Source organism: Methylobacter sp. (assembly GCF_036845245.1).
Taxonomy (GTDB): domain Bacteria; phylum Pseudomonadota; class Gammaproteobacteria; order Methylococcales; family Methylomonadaceae; genus Methylobacter_A.
This window is the reverse complement of the sequence record NZ_DAIUEH010000050.1, coordinates 25,371-42,260: the sequence shown is the minus strand read 5'-3', so window position 1 is coordinate 42,260 and position 16,890 is coordinate 25,371. Positions and strand designations below refer to the sequence as shown.

Annotated in this window: 15 protein-coding genes and 1 pseudogene; 13 read left to right on the top strand and 3 right to left on the bottom strand. The window is 49.3% G+C overall.

Going from position 1 to position 16,890, the window contains the following annotated elements; all coding sequences use genetic code 11:
- Nucleotides 1-85: 85 nt before the first annotated feature.
- On the top strand, nt 86-1,036 hold the full coding sequence (locus V7051_RS19385; RefSeq protein ID WP_334181170.1) for a hypothetical protein: 951 nt from the start codon (nt 86-88) through the stop codon (nt 1,034-1,036).
- A 112-nt stretch (nt 1,037-1,148) separates the two neighbouring features.
- Here V7051_RS19385 and V7051_RS19380 read toward each other — a convergent pair whose 3' ends face one another.
- Together V7051_RS19380 and V7051_RS19375 are read right to left on the bottom strand one after the other, a co-directional pair.
- Nucleotides 1,149-2,042, bottom strand: a complete 894-nt coding sequence (locus tag V7051_RS19380; protein WP_333877753.1) for a phosphoribosylaminoimidazolesuccinocarboxamide synthase — start codon at nt 2,040-2,042, stop codon at nt 1,149-1,151.
- Nucleotides 2,043-2,106: 64 nt separating this feature from the next.
- Nucleotides 2,107-3,144 carry a type IV pilus twitching motility protein PilT gene (locus tag V7051_RS19375; RefSeq protein WP_333877755.1) on the bottom strand — a complete coding sequence of 346 codons (1,038 nt, stop codon included), beginning with the start codon at nt 3,142-3,144 and terminating at the stop codon, nt 2,107-2,109.
- 139 nt (nt 3,145-3,283) lie between these two features.
- Here V7051_RS19375 and V7051_RS19370 point away from each other — a divergent pair, with 139 nt between their 5' ends.
- The 12 genes and pseudogenes from V7051_RS19370 to V7051_RS19315 all read left to right on the top strand — a co-directional run bounded on the left by V7051_RS19370 (nt 3,284) and on the right by V7051_RS19315 (nt 16,437).
- Complete coding sequence (locus tag V7051_RS19370; RefSeq protein ID WP_333877758.1) at nt 3,284-3,967, top strand: YggS family pyridoxal phosphate-dependent enzyme; 684 nt, start codon at nt 3,284-3,286, stop codon at nt 3,965-3,967.
- Between the two features lie 226 nt (nt 3,968-4,193).
- On the top strand, nt 4,194-5,627 hold the full coding sequence (locus V7051_RS19365) for an alkaline phosphatase family protein (protein WP_333877760.1): 1,434 nt from the start codon (nt 4,194-4,196) through the stop codon (nt 5,625-5,627).
- Nucleotides 5,628-5,717: 90 nt separating this feature from the next.
- Nucleotides 5,718-6,539, top strand: coding sequence for a hypothetical protein (locus tag V7051_RS19360; RefSeq protein ID WP_333877762.1), 822 nt, complete (start codon nt 5,718-5,720; stop codon nt 6,537-6,539).
- 86 nt (nt 6,540-6,625) lie between these two features.
- On the top strand, nt 6,626-6,892 hold the full coding sequence (locus tag V7051_RS19355) for a hypothetical protein (protein ID WP_333877764.1): 267 nt from the start codon (nt 6,626-6,628) through the stop codon (nt 6,890-6,892).
- A gap of 22 nt (nt 6,893-6,914) precedes the next feature.
- Entirely contained in the window at nt 6,915-7,472 is a 558-nt protein-coding gene (locus V7051_RS19350; RefSeq protein ID WP_333877766.1) for a hypothetical protein, read from the top strand.
- A gap of 94 nt (nt 7,473-7,566) precedes the next feature.
- Nucleotides 7,567-7,833 carry a DUF4160 domain-containing protein gene (locus V7051_RS19345; RefSeq protein WP_333877767.1) on the top strand — a complete coding sequence of 89 codons (267 nt, stop codon included), beginning with the start codon at nt 7,567-7,569 and terminating at the stop codon, nt 7,831-7,833.
- Nucleotides 7,826-8,095: a hypothetical protein gene (locus tag V7051_RS19340; protein ID WP_333877768.1), complete on the top strand. Its 270-nt coding sequence runs from the start codon at nt 7,826-7,828 to the stop codon at nt 8,093-8,095. The genes V7051_RS19345 and V7051_RS19340 overlap by 8 nt, the downstream gene beginning before the upstream one ends.
- A gap of 310 nt (nt 8,096-8,405) precedes the next feature.
- The gene (locus V7051_RS19335; protein ID WP_333877770.1) at nt 8,406-8,690 is read left to right on the top strand and encodes a nucleotidyltransferase family protein; all 285 of its coding nucleotides are present in this window, start codon (nt 8,406-8,408) and stop codon (nt 8,688-8,690) included.
- A pseudogene (locus V7051_RS19330) lies at nt 8,687-9,011 on the top strand (HepT-like ribonuclease domain-containing protein). Before V7051_RS19335 ends, V7051_RS19330 begins: the two are co-directional and overlap by 4 nt.
- Nucleotides 9,012-9,267: 256 nt before the next feature.
- Nucleotides 9,268-10,641: an AAA family ATPase gene (locus tag V7051_RS19325; protein ID WP_333877772.1), complete on the top strand. Its 1,374-nt coding sequence runs from the start codon at nt 9,268-9,270 to the stop codon at nt 10,639-10,641.
- Complete coding sequence (locus V7051_RS19320) at nt 10,634-11,224, top strand: hypothetical protein (protein ID WP_333877773.1); 591 nt, start codon at nt 10,634-10,636, stop codon at nt 11,222-11,224. Before V7051_RS19325 ends, V7051_RS19320 begins: the two co-directional genes overlap by 8 nt.
- Nucleotides 11,225-11,289: 65 nt before the next feature.
- A complete protein-coding gene (locus tag V7051_RS19315) occupies nt 11,290-16,437 on the top strand; it encodes a RecQ family ATP-dependent DNA helicase (RefSeq protein WP_333877775.1) in 5,148 nt (1,715 codons plus the stop codon).
- Nucleotides 16,438-16,506: 69 nt separating this feature from the next.
- Here V7051_RS19315 and V7051_RS19310 read toward each other — a convergent pair whose 3' ends face one another.
- Nucleotides 16,507-16,677, bottom strand: a complete 171-nt coding sequence (locus tag V7051_RS19310; protein WP_333877776.1) for a hypothetical protein — start codon at nt 16,675-16,677, stop codon at nt 16,507-16,509.
- Nucleotides 16,678-16,890: the final 213 nt, after the last annotated feature.

The following is a 16,890-nucleotide window of genomic DNA, read 5'->3' as shown; positions in this document are numbered from 1 at the left end:
CATAACGCCAACTATAACCTATATCTAATGCTATTAATGCAATTAAACACTAGTACGATACCTTAACAAACCGGCTACGGGCCGATTGGTTATTTTTGTTCTGCTGGGATATGCTTCAATGCATGCCTCTGGAGTGGGTATTGCTATGAGTGGGGCAGCACTCTTTACTGGTGCTAGTTTGCTTTTGATATTCAACTATGCTGGAGCGGTATCCGAAAATGATGTGAAAAAAGGATTAATTGCGTTGGCCGGTGCTGCTGCGTTGACGGCGATTCACGGGTTTCTGATGGTTCGGGGCGCGCCGGTTCCTCAAGCTGTTGGGGAACCTCTTTCTTCTCTCGGTATTGCGATTCGTTTTTTCGCCCTATTGATGGACTCGATTTATGCAGGCCTAAGGTCAATAATCTGGGTGAATGGCGGTTTGATTTCGCCAAGGTTCGACAAGCAAAACGTTGACGCATGTTGTGGCGTCGGATTCTTGGCGATCAGCATACTGATTCTTGTTGTCCTGATGCGTCACTACCTAAAAACCAATAGAAAAGAGTATTTATACGCGTTCGCAGTAATTGCGTACCCCTTGACAGCTTTACTTATTTATATTGCGCTGATAGTTGTTCGATTACGCTCCATTGCACCGGATGACGCGGTACTTCCCTATTTAATTGGGGGGCGCTACGTTATATTTCCGAGTCTTTTCATGTTCATCATGGGCAGTGCTATATGGTTGATGCTGTTTCGTACCATTGGGAAATTTAGCACGATACTGCCCTTTTTCTGTTCAATTTCCGCTGCGATAGGTGCAGCGATTTTCGTTATTACAGATATGCCCCGTATTTGGCCTAACACTATGGTTGACCACATGTCAGCATGGAACAACGTCGTGCAGGAAGTTAAGACTGATACGGCTTCCGGTAATCCAATCAAAAACCGCATATTGGCGGACATTGATCAGGATTATAAACCGGACTTGTTTCAGCTACAGTACTTGTTGAATCATGAACTCAGCTGTATCAACTGTGTGAAAATCACGCCTTAAGGTAGGCTTCACAGGCTGTGTTTGACTTGGCATTGACGCAATGGATGGCTGTCCGTGGGGCTCCCCATTCACTGTTGATTTGTGTGTGGGGAGCTGGGTATCGATTTGAAAACTAACCTTGCGTCAATCTAACTTCCGCTTCATGGTATTTAGCTGCGCAATATTCGGCCACTTCGGCAGGTAGATGCGGCCCCGGCGCGGTTTTATTCCAATCCAGTGTTTCCAAATAATCCCGGATATATTGCTTGTCGAAACTGGGCGGGCTGATACCCACCCGATATTGATCGGCAGGCCAAAAGCGGGATGAATCGGGCGTTAAAGCTTCATCGATCAGGTATAAAACGCCGTCATCGTCAATGCCGAATTCAAATTTGGTATCGGCAATAATAATGCCCCGTTCCTTGGCATAGGCGGCGGCTTCCTGGTACAGTCTCAGGCTCGCGTCGCGCACTTTTTCAGCCAGCTCCCGGCCCATCAATTCAACAGTACGATCAAAAGATACGTTCTCATCATGGTCGCCCATTTCGGCTTTTGTAGACGGCGTATAAATCGGCTCCGGCAATTGCTGCGCCTGCTGCAAGCCTTCAGGCAGTTTAATGTCGCAGATCGCACCGGATTTTTGATAATCTTTCCAGCCTGAGCCGATCAGGTAGCCGCGCACAATCGCTTCAACCGGCAGCGGTTTCAATAATTTGACGACGATAGCGCGGCCTTCGATCTGTGCGCGCTCGGCAGCATCGGGCACGACCTGTTCCAGCGGAATATCGGACAAGTGATTGGGCATCACATGCTTCATTTTTTCAAACCAAAAATTGGACACGTTGGTTAAAACGCGGCCTTTTCCCGGAATCGGGTCGGGCAAAATCACATCGAATGCAGACAGCCGGTCGGTGGTTACAATCAGCATGTGCTTGTCGTCGATGTCGTAGATATCCCGCACTTTGCCGCGAGCGCGGAGTTTTAAAGACGACAGTGTTGATTCGTATAGGGCTTTGGGAGCGGTCATAAGTTCTCGCTGGGTGTCAAATAAAGTGATTTTACCAGTTATTAATCTCGAAGTTCGCATATTCCTAGCGGAACATATCCCGATTAACCGCTTTTTCCATAGCCATTTTTGCGGTAATCACGCCTCTATCGACCAGTTCTTTCAAATTCTGGTCCAGCGTCTGCATGCCGTCTTTGCGTCCGGTTTGAATCGCGGAATACATTTGCGCCACTTTGGCCTCGCGAATCAAGTTCCTGATAGCCGGTGTGCCGACCATGATTTCATGCGCGGCAACACGGCCTCCGCCGATTTTTTTGAGCAGGGTTTGCGAAATAACCGCCTGCAACGATTCGGAAAGCATGGCCCGGATCATGTCTTTTTCTGCGGCAGGAAATACGTCGATAATACGGTCAATAGTTTTAGCGGCTGAGGTGGTATGCAGCGTGCCGAATACAAGGTGGCCGGTTTCGGCTGCGGTCATTGCCAGGCGGATGGTTTCCAAATCACGCATTTCGCCGACCAGAATAATATCGGGATCTTCCCGTAGCGCCGAACGCAACGCTTCATTAAAACCGTGGGTATCGCGTTTGATTTCCCGTTGGTTAATCAACGATTTTTGGCTCTCATGAACAAACTCGATAGGGTCTTCTACAGTGAGTATGTGTGCGTAATCATTGCAGTTAATATGATTAATCATTGCGGCCAGCGTAGTTGACTTGCCGGAACCGGTAGGGCCTGTCACCAGAACCAGGCCGCGCGGTTTTTGACACAGCTCTTCAAAAAACTTCGGGGCCTTTAAGTCTTCCAGACTCATTATTACCGAAGGAATCGTCCTGAATACTGCGGCAGCGCCACGCTCCTGGTTAAATGCGTTGACACGGAAGCGGGCAACGCCGGGCAATTCAAACGAAAAATCGGTTTCCAGAAATTCCTCATAATCTTTACGCTGCTTGTCATTCATAATGTCATAAATCAGCGCATGCACTTCCTTATGGTCCAATGCCGGAATATTGATTCGCCGAATATCGCCGTCGACCCGGATCATAGGCGGAAGCCCTGCCGACAAATGTAAATCCGACGCTTTGTTTTTAGCTGAAAAAGCCAGTAATTCGGCAATATCCATAACATCCTCTTGAAGACAAAAATAAAATTGTTTTTATACCATAGTTCATCTTTATGTTTTTTTGAATGTGTGTTGTTACGTTAGTTTTTAGTGATAAATTGTTGTTTAATAATTGCTGCTAACTGACAACGGATGACTAATGACAACGATAACTCAAAGACTCAAACGAATACGTTCGCAAATCAGCGCTGCTGAACTTGCCTATAACCGTCGGCCGGGCTCGGTGCTGTTGCTGGCCGTCAGCAAGACCAAACCGGCCGAGGATCTTGCTGTCGCCTATCAAGCCGGGCAACGCCATTTCGGCGAAAATTATTTGCAGGAAGCTTTGGGAAAACAACAGGAACTGGGCGCTTACGATATTACCTGGCACTTTATCGGCCCTATCCAATCCAATAAAACCAAGCCTTTGGCGGCGCATTTCGATTGGGTACACAGCGTCGATAGTTTAAAAATAGCCAGACGCCTTAGCGAACAGCGCCCGGCCCATTTGCCGCCGTTAAATATCTGTTTGCAGGTCAATATCAGCGACGAACAAAGCAAATCCGGCATTACCTTGGCCGAATTGCCTGAACTTTGCGAACAGGTCGTCAAACTGCCTAACCTGAAGCTGCGCGGCGTAATGGCTATTCCGGCTCCGCAAGACGATTTCGAGCAGCAATGCCTACCTTATAAAACGCTTTACCAAGCCGTTGCAAAACTGGGAAGACCGGAATTGGATACCTTCTCGTTCGGCATGACCGGGGATTTAAAAGCCGCTATTGCCGAAGGTTCCACTATCGTCAGAATCGGCACCGCGTTGTTCGGCGAGCGGAATTACGACTGACGAAACTTCGCTGTCAGCGTTTAATAGGCTACTAAGAGCCGACTGCAAAACATAAATGACCTTATCATCAGCTCAATTTCAGCTTTAGCTTACATACGTCTACAAATTTTTGCGCCACAATTGCGCCGTTGGTTAATGCGCCTCATCACGATAGGATAAGCCGGAAATTGGCGGAAAAGCATTAACCGAAATAACACTTGTAACGAAATGACTAGCGGAGACAATCATGGAAAATCTTGGCGGAAGAATTGAACATGTCGTGGTATTGATGATGGAAAATAGATCTTTCGACAGCCTACTGGGAGGACTTTATCCAGGAAACCCCGGCTTCGACGGACTTACCGGAAATGAAACCAACCCGAACCACGGCAAAGATGACGTCAAGGTATGGAATAGCGGAAACGTCGACCAGCAATCCATGTCGATTCCCACCCCGGACCCCGGCGAACTCTGGACAGACATCAACATGCAACTGTTCGGGCTCGACGGCAAGCCCGGAATAGGAATGCCGGCGATGAACGGTTTCGTCAACAACTATGTCAGGCAAACCGACGAAGCCCCGGAAAACTATTCACCGGAATCTATCATGCATTACTACACGCCGGAGCAGCTTCCGGTCATCAGCACTCTGGCGAAAGAATTTGCAGTGTGCGACAGCTGGTTCGCCTCCGCGCCTTGCCAGACATGGCCGAATCGTTTTTTCCTGCATTGCGGCACTGCGGAAGGCTATGAAAACAACTCTCCGGCCCATTTTCCTTATTTGATGGAGACGGTCTTCAACCGGTTCAGTGCTGACTCATGGAAAATCTATTTTCACGATTTCCCGCAAACGCTGACGCTTACCCGTTTGTGGCCGCACATAGACCGATTCAGGTTTTTTGAAACGGAATTTGCCAAGGACGCGGCCGAGGGCAAATTACCTTCTTATACTTTTATCGAACCGCGCTATTTTCCGGATGTAAAATTGCCCAACGACCAGCATCCTCCGCATCATGTCGGCATGGGCGAGGACCTGATCGCAGAGGTTTATAATGCGCTCAGAAGCGCACCGACCTGGGAAAAGACCTTGTTCGTCATTCTTTATGATGAGCATGGCGGCATCTACGACCATGTACCGCCGCCGGCAGCCGTTCCTCCTGACAACAGCCATTCCCAGCCGTTCGGCTTCGATCGCTACGGGGTCCGCGTTCCTGCGGTGCTGGTCTCCCCCTATATCAAAGCCGGAACCATCCTGAAAACGCCGGAAGGCTCATCCTGTCCTTTCGACCATACATCGGTCATCGCCACACTCAGGAAATGTTTCTCTCTCGGCGCGCCTATCAGTCATCGCGATGCCGTTGCGCCAGATCTTGAATGCGTGTTGAATCTCGACACTCCGAGTAATCCCGGTCCTGAAAAGATCGTCCCCAGACCCTACGTGGTAAGCCCCGATGAACTTGCCAAAGCATTGAATGCACCTTTGAACGACTTCCAGAAAGCGATGCACGAGGCTGCCGCCCATCTTCCGGTTAATCGGGGAGTAAACATTCTCGACGACATCGAGAATCATGTCGAGAATCTGGTCAGAGGAATCATGCCTGAAGTTCCCGATCACAGAACCCCAGCTACTGCGGTTCCCTTTATTTGCGACAAATTACGTACTTTTTTGGGCAAAGTGTAGGTTATATGCAGCTCAGGACCCTATCGCCGGTGCTTTGAGCCCGGTGACAATGATCAACAATTATTAAAACAATTAAAAAAGGGGAAATCCATGTTTAACAGCACCACGTTAGAAGTCGCAATCGGGCTAATCTTTTGTTACGCGTCCGTCGCTTTTATTGTCAGCTCCATTAACGAAGCCATTGCATCATTCCTTAAGCTGCGCTCCAGTTCGCTATTGGATGGCGTCAAATCCCTGCTTAACGATCCAAATTTTGACGGGCTTGCGCGCGATGTCTACAACCACGCCTTAGTGGGGCATCAAGACCAGGGAAATGCCAGCAGCGAGGAAGATATCGAAAACAAACCTTCTTACATCGATCCAAAGCATTTTGCTATTGCGCTTATAGATAGCATACAGACCGTACCCGGTGATTTTATACAGCTGGGCAAGGACATCGACGCAATAAAGAACCCACAGATAAAACAGCTGCTGCAAGGCATCTACGCAAGATCGGGAGGACAGATCGAAAATATTTATACCGAGGTGGCTGGATGGTTCGACGCAGGAATGAACCGGCTGTCAGGCAACTATAAGCGTCATTCTCAGCTTTATTGCTTCATAATTGCCTTGGTCATTGCAGGTCTTTTTAATATCGATAGTTTTCATCTTTTTACGACGCTCTGGCAGCATCCTGCAATTGCCGCAGGCATCAGCTTGCCGGCATCCTCGACAGATTTTACTCTGGACAAACTCATGGCCTTGCCTGTCGGTTGGACCGATAGCACATCGTTAAGCGGCACCCAGTTAGCCGGCTGGCTGGTAACCGCATCGGCAACGCTCTTTGGCGCGCCGTTTTGGTTCGATCTTTTGCAGAAACTGGTCCGCCTGCGAGGTACCGGAAACAAGCCGGACGGCAACCAAGCGACCTAATAAAACGGCATTGGCAAGCTTCAAGCATTTCACGAAAATAGCGGCATTGATTGATCCGGAAACTAAAACCCGCATAAAAGGAAGACATGATGTTTCATGTAAAAACAATCGGCACGGCGGTTTTGGCATTGATTCTCTGCCTAAGTTTTCCGGCTTATGCGGACGGCCAACCGGGAAAATTCGACTATTACCTGCTGACGCTGTCCTGGTCGCCGGAGCATTGCGCCGAAGTGAAAAACGACAAGATCCAATGTGATGGGACAAAGCCATACGGATTTGTCGTACACGACTTATGGCCGCAATACGATAGAGATTATCCTGCTTCGGCAGTGATCATGCGTCCGGTCCAATAACCATCAAGAAAAGGAGCCTGATATGAAAGCGAAAAAAATAATGATCATCCGCCATGCTGAAAAACCGGCCGAGTCCGGTGCGCCGTTCGGCGTGGACATTAACGGCAATCAAAACCCGGAATCACTGATTCCGTTGGGCTGGCAAAGAGCCGGGGCATTGACCGTATTCTTTGCCCCGACCGACGGAAAGTTGCAAAATCCCGGCATTGCGACTCCCCAGTATCTTTATGCATCCGGCGTCGCCAAGCACAGCAACAGCCAGCGTCCGCTGGAGACCATCACTCCTCTATCCGAAAAACTCGGTATCAAGATCAACTGTCAGTACAAGAAAGAGAATGAAGCCGACATGATCAAGGACGCCCTCGGCTGCGACGGAATCGTGCTGATTGCCTGGCAACACCAGGATATTCCAGGCATCGCCAACCTGATTCTCGGCAACAGCACGACCGCCCCGCAAACATGGCCCGGAGACCGTTTCGATGTGGTGTGGGTTTTCGATTTGCAAAACGGCGCTTATATTTTCAGCCAGATTCCGCAGCGCTTGCTGGCGGGGGATAGCGATACGGTTATTTCATCCTGATAATCGGCTTGGTGATTCTTAGAACTCAAATACAAAAGGTATGTGATGATAAAAGAGTTGTTCAGCGCTTCCTTAGACAACAAAAGAAAATAATATGCCGGTAATTTCTTATTTCTTTGGTATTTATATTCGTATGTACCATGATGACCATAACCCGCCACATTTTCATGTGGAGTATCAAGGCCATCAAGCATTGATGGCTATTGAAAATGGTGAGCTTTTAGAAGGAACACTGCCTAACAAGGCTATAAAACTGGTGCGCGAATGGACGAAAGAACATCAGCAAGAATTACTAAGCAATTGGCAATACGCCATTGAATTAAAACCGTTACAACGTATTGCGGGAGCCGATAATGATTAAAATAATTCAAGCAAAACATGTGCAGCAGAAGATTTTACGATTGTATTTTTCCGATAATTCATGGGGAGATTATGATTTGCAACCCCTGATTGATCGGCAAACGGAATTAGTTATCCCGTTAAATGATGAGGGGTACTTTAAGCAATTCTTTTTGGAACTGGGGGCGTTGTGCTGGCGGAACGGGCTGGAATTAAGTCCAGGCAACATTCATAAAAAACTGGCAGAGCAACAACAATTAAATGATGCGGCTAAAGTGGCCTGATGGATTCGGCAAGTAATATAAAATATTTGTTTTATGAATATCATCGATGCCGTGGTTAGCGGCTGGATACGCAACTGAAAATATATTTCGCAGGTATCATAAGTATTGATCAGATTGTCAGCGAAGCTTTAGATTCAGCTCGTATGATCGCGAAAGCCATCGGAGAAAGTCTTGATATCCCCTTATATTGATTCTTCTGAACTGTCAGATGATGCGCTAGCGTTAGCGAAACAACGCGATGTGGAAATTGAAAACGACGAGGTAAAACCTTGTCGCATACCCAGTTAATGTCCAGGCTGCGAGATGCGTTATGAACAAACTTATCACGATTAACAAAAGAGCTATTTTAAATTTAGCCAAACAGCATGGCGTTAAATCTATTTGTCTATTTGGTTCAATGGCGAGAGACGATGCAGGTGATAACAGCGATGTGGATTTTCTGGTTGAGTTGGAACAAGGACGGGATTTGTTTGATTTAGGTGAGTTGCTCATCGATTTACAAACGCTGCTGCAACGAAAAGTGGATTTAGTGACTAAAAACGCTTTGCATCCGCGCATTTATGCTCAAGTTCTGAAAGAAGCGCAACCATTATGAAAGACGACCGTATTTATCTTGAACATATCATTGATTGTATTGACAGAATTAACGATTACACAGAATACGATCAGTTTGTTTTTATGAATTCGCAAATGGTGCAGGATGCGGTTATTCGTAATTTGCAAACGTTGTCGGAATCAACGCAAAAGTTGTCGGATGAATTATAAAGCGCAACATCCTGAGATTAATTGGAAGGCGATTTCAGGATTTAGAAATATTTTGGTTCACAATTATTGGGGCTTGGATTTGCAGCAAATCTGGGCTGTTATTGAAAATAGGTTGCCGCAGTTGAGAGACAGTATTGAAAAGCTGCTTTGAGTTACCGGCTAAGGCGCGTCATATTATTTACGAATGTCAAAATACCGGGTAATTCAAAAAGATTTCAACGAGCAATCCATTCCGGTATTAATGTTTCCAGTGTGGTTGGGTATCGAAAAGGAGTGTGATGCACAATACAGTGCCTGGAGTCTTTTCTAATGTCATCCATCGGCGAGTCCAGCTTACGGCTTAGGATAGCTCGCACGGGATGCATGCGTTAAACTAGGCTAACTTATCATTTTATTGGAGCGCGCTGATGCCGCAACCGTATCGTGTGGAAGCTCTCGCTTTACATCAAGTGGGCGTATTCGACGATGTTTCTATCGATTTTAAACCCATAGCGTCCGCCGAACGGGATGCCGATAAGGCGGAAATCCATTTGTTTACCGGGCCGAACGGTTGCGGGAAAAGTACGTTGTTGTATGCGTTGGCGGAGATTTTTAATGGTTATCAGGGCGATAGTCTTATTCTCAGCCGATTTCGGAGTTCGGATAGCTATGTGGACTTTCTTTTTCGGGAACAAGCAGGAAAATATGGTGTTCGTTATTCAAATTTAGTAAGCCCAAGCTCAAACCGCTACGGTGATTTTCTGATCGCAAAATATGAGCCAACAAATGGTCGCTATTTCGGTTACGGCAAAAAGAATTTTGAAGAAAACGGATTGAGATTATGGAGGCAATGTACGGATATTTCTACTCCATACAATCTTCATCCTATGACTCGCTTCAAGTATGCAGCCTTCGCCTATTCCGGGCAACGCACTCTACGCGATACAAAAATATCGGCAATCCAACAAATCACCGCTACGCCATTTGAGGCCGCATTGTCATTCGACGGTAGCGTTCGCCCGCAAATATTATTGCAATGGATAGCCAACAATCGCACTCAATCTGCCTTGGCAAAAGCGGACGGTGATAATCAGGCTGCTCAGGTCTATGATCAGGCTCTGAACAGAATCACCACCTTGATTCGCGACATCTGCGACCTGGAGCTGGAATTTCGCCTGGAACGCTCGCCGCTTGCGGTGACGGTTCGGGTGAATGGCGACACTATCCACTTCGACAGCCTACCCGACGGGCTAAAATCGATCATCAGCTGGGTAGCTGATTTGTCGCTACGTCTTGAAGCAATTCCTTGGCAAGAACAGCGCGACGTATTTTCCCAACCGATTATTCTGCTGCTGGACGAGGTGGATATTCATCTTCATCCTAAATGGCAACGGCGGATTTTACCGGCGATTCAAACTCTGTTGCCCAATGCCCAGATTTTTGTTTCCACGCATTCGCCGTTTGTCGTGGGATCGGTCGAAGATGCCTGGGTTTACCGTTTACCGGAACCCGGCCAAGGCAATGGCATTATCGAAGGCGTGCAGTCAGGCGCAGGTAAAAGTTATCGGCTTATTTTGAATGAAGTCTTCGGTATTGACGATGAATTCGATATTGAGACTGAAGCACTATTCGATGAGTTTTACCGGCTTAGAGACCGATTCATGAAAGATCAGCAAGGGCTGGAAGTATTGCTGGAAACAGCCGGAAAGCTGGCCGCACGAGGTGAGGAGGCGGCGCTGATCGTCAACCGCGAACTACGCCAAATTGCCAGAGTGACCGGACAGGAGCTTAGTCTTGCATAAACTGGATCGACTTCCGCAACCGGTATGTTTGGAAGCTAATGCAGCAAAATGGACCGACGCGTTTGCTGCCGCTCGTCAGCAAAATCCCAAATACCAGTTCAGATGGCCTCAACCGGACTGTTACCAATTGGTTCGAAAAAGATTGTTGGAGATGACCAAAACCCATTGCGCTTTTTGCGATGGGCTATTGGGCGCTGAAAGCCGGGAAACGGTTGAACATTTTCGTCCAAAAAGCCAGTTTCAAAGTTTGGCGTATCAATGGGATAACTTGTTTCCTTGTTGCGATATGTGTCAATCGCAAAAACGTGAGCAATTCAATGACGGTTTGCTCAATCCCGACGAAACCGATTATGCATTCATGCGCTATTTTGTAGTGAATTTTAAAACCGGCGAAATTGAACCTTCACCACATGCGAATGAGCAGTTGCAGAATCGGGCCAAAATCACGATACAAATTTACGGACTTAATCTACCTTCTCGGAATAGCGCCAGAATAAGAGAGTGGGAACATTTTTGTCGTGATCCGGAACCTAAGCTTGATGATTATAACTACCGCTTTTTTCTGGATGATTTATCGGCTTGAAAAATTCCAACGCAGTAAGGTGATGAGCACTGTGCTAAACAACCCACCGGCAAAATAGTCACACAATGGACTGGCAAAGCTTTCAAACCGGCTGCTGTAGCCTGGATTTAGAGACCAACGAAAACGGCGAGATCTTTGCGATAGGCGCGGTCTTTAACGACCTTACCTTCCAGCGCAAAGCCCCGTTCAACGTCCAAAAAACGCTGGCCGAGTTTGACGATTTCGCCCGTGATGCTATTTACCTGTTAGGCCATAACATCCTTGAGCATGATCTTCCGGTTTGCCGGGCTATCTCTTCGCAGTTGAAATTCCTGAACAAGCCGGTAGTCGATACTTTATTGCTGTCGCCGCTGGCGTTTCCTGAAAATCCCTATCACCGGCTGGTTAAAGACTACAAGTTGGTGCGCGATAGTTTGAACGATCCGTTGGCGGATGCGCGTCTTGCAGTGTCGCTGTTCCATGATCAATGGGAGGCTTTGCAACAGCAACAGGCTGAGGACGGGTTGCTGGATTTTTATCATTATGCTTTTTCCTGTGATCCGCAGTTTGCGGGCGTGCAGCGGGCGTTGTCGGCAATGGGCGCGAAAACTGTCGATGAGCTTGGGGCGTTTGATTTATTCGGGCGCTTAACGCTGGATAAAGCTTGTAATACGGCTATTCGGCAAATGGCGAATAAATTCGCCCCTACAACGGCTTTAGCCTATTGTCTCGCATGGCTTCGGGTGGCGGGCGGCAATTCGGTGTTGCCGCCGTGGGTGCGCTTGCGTTTTGACGATGTCGCGCCGACGCTGAACCGGCTAAGGGATATTCCCTGCAATGATCCGGCTTGCTCGTATTGCGCGCAAATGCATAATCCGGTTATCTGGCTGGAACGCTATTTCGGTTTTGCCGGGTTCAGGTCGGAACCGGCTGCGGCTGATGGCGGCAGTTTGCAGGAACGGATCGTCAAGGCCGCGATGTGCGGAAAACCGCTGTTTGCGATATTGCCGACCGGCGGCGGCAAGTCGCTGTGTTTTCAGCTTCCGGCTCTGGTGCGCTATCAACGGCGCGGCGTATTAACCATCGTGGTGTCGCCGTTGCAGGCCTTGATGAAAGACCAGGTGGATAATCTGCGCAATAAAACCGGCGCGCCGAATGCGGCCGCTTTATACGGCATGCTGACCGCGCCGGAGCGCGGCGAGGTATTGCAGGGCATACAAAACGGCGATATTGCGTTGCTCTATGTGTCGCCGGAACAACTGCGCAACTTAAGTTTCCAAAAAGCCATTGAACAGCGGGAGATCGGTTGCTGGGTATTCGACGAGGCGCATTGCTTGTCCAAATGGGGCCATGATTTCAGGCCGGATTATCTGTATGCGGCGCGGTTTATCAAGGAGTTCGCGCTGCGGCAAAAAGCCGTGTTGCCGCCGGTGCAGTGCTTTACCGCGACCGCGAAGCAGGACGTTAAAGATGAAATCATCGATTATTTCAAGGCTGAGTTAGCGCAGGACTTAGCCTTCTTTCCAAGCAGCGTGGAAAGGGACAAACTGCATTTTGAAGTGCAGACCGTCAACGGCGCGGACAAGTATCCGCGTATCAACAGCCTGTTGACCGAGCGCTTGGCCCCGGAGGCCGACGGCGGCAGCGCGATTATTTATTGTTCGACGCGCAAAAACACCGAGGAAATTGCCGAGTATTTGCAGCAACAAGGCTGGCAGGTCGAAGCCTTCCATGCAGGCAAGGATACCGCCGAGAAAAAGCACATCCAGGAAAACTTCGTGACCGGCGCCACGCGCATCATCACCGCAACCAATGCATTCGGCATGGGCATCGACAAGGACGACGTGCGTCTGGTTATTCACGCGGACATTCCCGGTTCGATCGAAAATTATCTCCAGGAAGCGGGCCGCGCCGGGCGCGACCAAAAAGACGCGGAATGCGTGTTGCTGTTCGATGAAAACGACATCGAGACCCAGTTTAAATTGTCGGCCTCGTCGCAAATCAACCAGCGCGATATTGCGCAGATTTTAAGAGGGCTGCGCAAAAGCAAAAAAGACAAATCCGGCAATGTGGTGTTGACGACCGGCGAACTGCTGATGGATGACGCTGTGCAAACCTCTTTCGATAATGAAGATCATGCCGCCGACACCAAAGTCAAAATGGCGGTATCGTGGCTGGAGTGCGGCGGCTTCATCAAGCGCAACGAAAACCTTACCCAGGTGTTTCAAGGCCGTCCGCTGGTCAAGAATATCGACGAAGCCAAAAGCAAAGTCGAGAAACTGGGCTTGTCGCAACGCCAGCAACAGCGCTGGCTGGCGATACTGGAAGCATTGTTCAACGCGGAAAGCGACGAGGGTTTTAGCGCCGACGAGCTGGCTTTGCTTGGCGCTTTTAGCGCTGACGAAGACGACAAGAAAACCGGCAAGACCGACCAAACCGCCAGCCAACAGGTGATCAGGACCTTATACGACATGGCCAAGGCGGGACTGATTCAAAAGAGCCTGTTGTTGACCGCGTTCGTCCGTTACAAGGTCGGCAACTCATCTGTCGCCACACTGGAAAAAGTATGCGCTTTGGAGCGGGCTATGCTCAAAGCGATGCAAGAGCAAGCGCCCGATGCCGACAGCGGGCAATGGCAAACCTTATCGCTACGCCACCTGAATCAAAGCCTGCTCAACGACGGCCATGACAACAGCAATCCAGAGATATTGCGCTTGTTGCTCGGTAGCCTGGCTAAAGACGGTAAAGGCCTGGCCGGGAAAAAAGGCAGCCTGACGCTTCGGCACAAAGGACTGGATCAGTATGCGGTCAAGCTCAACCGGGGCTGGGCGGCGCTGAATGCGACGGCAGAGATACGGCAGTCAGTAGCCAAAGTCGTCTTGGACGGCATCATGCAGCGTATTCCCGACCATGCCAAACCGTCCGGCGATTTGCTGGTCGAGTTTTCCGCGGAAGATTTACTGACGGTGTTGAACCAGGATTTGGTTGCGTCGTCGGAAGTCAAAGACCCGCTGGCCGCTGTCGAACGCGCGTTGAATTTTCTGCATGAACAAAAAATCATCACCCTGCAAAAAGGCTTGGCGGTATTTCGCCAAGCGATGACCATAGCAGTGTTGCCCGAAGCCAAAGGCCGCAAATACAACAAAGGCGACTTTGAGCCTTTGTCGCAGCATTACAGCGAACGCATTTTCCAGGTGCATGTGATCAACGAATACGCCAAATACGGGCTGGACAAAATCAGCCATGCGCTGGCGTTTGTGGTCGCCTATTTCTCAAGCGATAAAACCGAGTTCGTGAAACGCTATTTTTCCGATCGCAAAGATATACTGGAGCGCGCCACCAGCCAGCAATCGTTCCAGCGCATCGTCAACGATCTGAACAATCCCGAACAAATAGCGCTGGTCGCGAGTGATGAAAGCGACAATTTATTGATCCTGGCAGGGCCGGGCTCCGGTAAAACCCGCGTGGTCGTGCATCGCTGCGCTTATTTGTTGCGCGTCAAACGCGTTCCTGCCCGAGGGATTCTGGTGCTGTGTTTTAACCGCAATGCGGTGAGCCAATTACGGCGGCGCTTGTTGGATCTGGTCGGCGACGATGCCAGGGGAGTGACCATCCAGACTTATCACGGTTTGAGCCTGCGCCTGACCGGCCACGCGATAGCAAGCCAAAGAGACGACAACCGGCAGTTTGCCGAGATTATCAACGAAGCGACCGCATTATTGCGCGGCGACAAGCCGTTGCTGGGCGTCGATGCGGACGAAACGAGGGAACGATTATTGGCCGGTTACCGCTATATCCTGGTCGATGAATACCAGGACATTGACGCCGAGCAGTACCAGTTGATTTCAGCCATTGCCGGGCGCACTCAGGACGAGGAGCGTAAACTGGGCATTCTGGCAGTGGGCGACGACGACCAGAATATCTACCAGTTTCGCGGCGCGAATATCGGCTTTATCCGCCAGTTTAAAGACGATTACCAAGCCAGGGTGCATTATCTGGTGGAGAATTACCGTTCCAGCGCGCACATCATCGCCGCGTCCAACCAGCTGATCCAACATAATCAGGACCGAATGAAACAGCAGCAGCCGATCCGCATCAACCGGGGCAGAAAAAACCTGGATGCCGGAGGCCGCTGGCAAAAACTCGATCCGGTCGGCAAAGGTCGGGTGCAGCAACTGATCACCGCAGATGAATACAGCCAAGCGGTTGCTGTGGTCGATGAATTGTTGCGCTTGCGTCAACTCGACAGCCAACTGGATTGGTCGCAATGCGCGGTGTTGGCAAGCGCATGGCGCTTGCTCGATCCGGTCAGAACTCTGCTGGAGCGGCACGACATTCCGGTCAGCATTATGCTGCCTGCCGATAAGCAACCGCCGCTGTCCCGGATCAGAGAAAATGCCGATTTGCTAAATGCGATCAAACAATCGCATAAACCCTTAAGCAAGGCTGGAGACTGGCTGAGCCATCTGGACGACATTTATGGCAATGAATTGGGCGACATCTGGCTGAACCAGCTTAAAAGCGTGTTGCAGGATTGGCAGGACGAAACCGATAACGGCGAGGTGAGTAACCTGCAAACGCTGGAATTCCTTTATGAAGTGCTGGCCGAGCAACGCCGCGAGCGCTGTCTGGGGCAGGGCGTATTTCTCAGCACCGTGCATTCGGTAAAAGGCATGGAATTTGTGCATTTAGCGATCATCGACGGCGGCTGGACAGCGCCTGCCACCGAAGAGCAACGACGCTTGTTTTATGTCGCGATGACGCGCGCCAAAGAAACCTTATGTTTAATGCAGCGGCAAGATCAACGTAATCCGTTTTTGGCCGAAATAACCGGCGATCATTTATTATCACGAACCGTTAGTCCGCCGCTGCAAAGTCAAGTGATCGGCAAGCAGTATGCCATTTTGGGCATGAAAGATATTGATCTGGGTTATGCCGGACGTTTTACCATATCTCATCCGATTCATCAGCATCTTGCCCGGTTGAACACTGGTTCACGGCTTAGCCTTGAACATAGCAACGGCAAGGTGGTGTTAAAAGATGACAGCATGATAGTCGCCCAGCTATCGAAACAGGGCGCTCAGTCTTGGTCGGCTAAAATCAATGCTGTTGAATCGGTGACGGTATTAGCCATGATCATGCGTTATCGAAGCGACAGTGATGAGGCCTATCAGACGCTGTGTAAAGCCGAGCAGTGGGAGCTGCCGCTGGTTGAGATTGTTTTTGATAGGTAAAAGTGCTCGCGTCCATAGTGTTCACTTATGCCGCTTACAGTTCAAAGTATTCAAAAATGAAAATGGGCGTCAATCCGACGCCCACTGACATATCTTATAATTCCAGTCCGGATGTAGAATCCGGCTGGAATTGCCTTTGAATGTTGCAGTCATTTCCGGCTCTTTAGTGACCGTTAAAGTCAATGTTGGCTTCCAGCGTTCAATTTCTATCGCGGCTAGGTGTTGGCCCAATAAAGTCATGATTCATGATAGCCGGAACCCATTGGCCGCATTATCTGAACTATATGCCCATTTTCGATGTAATGACCACGTCGAAATTACAGCTGACATCATCAGGATAAGCCGTATCAGTTGTATAAGTAAGCGGATAAAGCTAATCGCGACGTCCTTGAAAAGGAATATATATGTCGGCATTCTGATTCATTCAAAAGGCGATCTTGCTTTTGTTCAGTA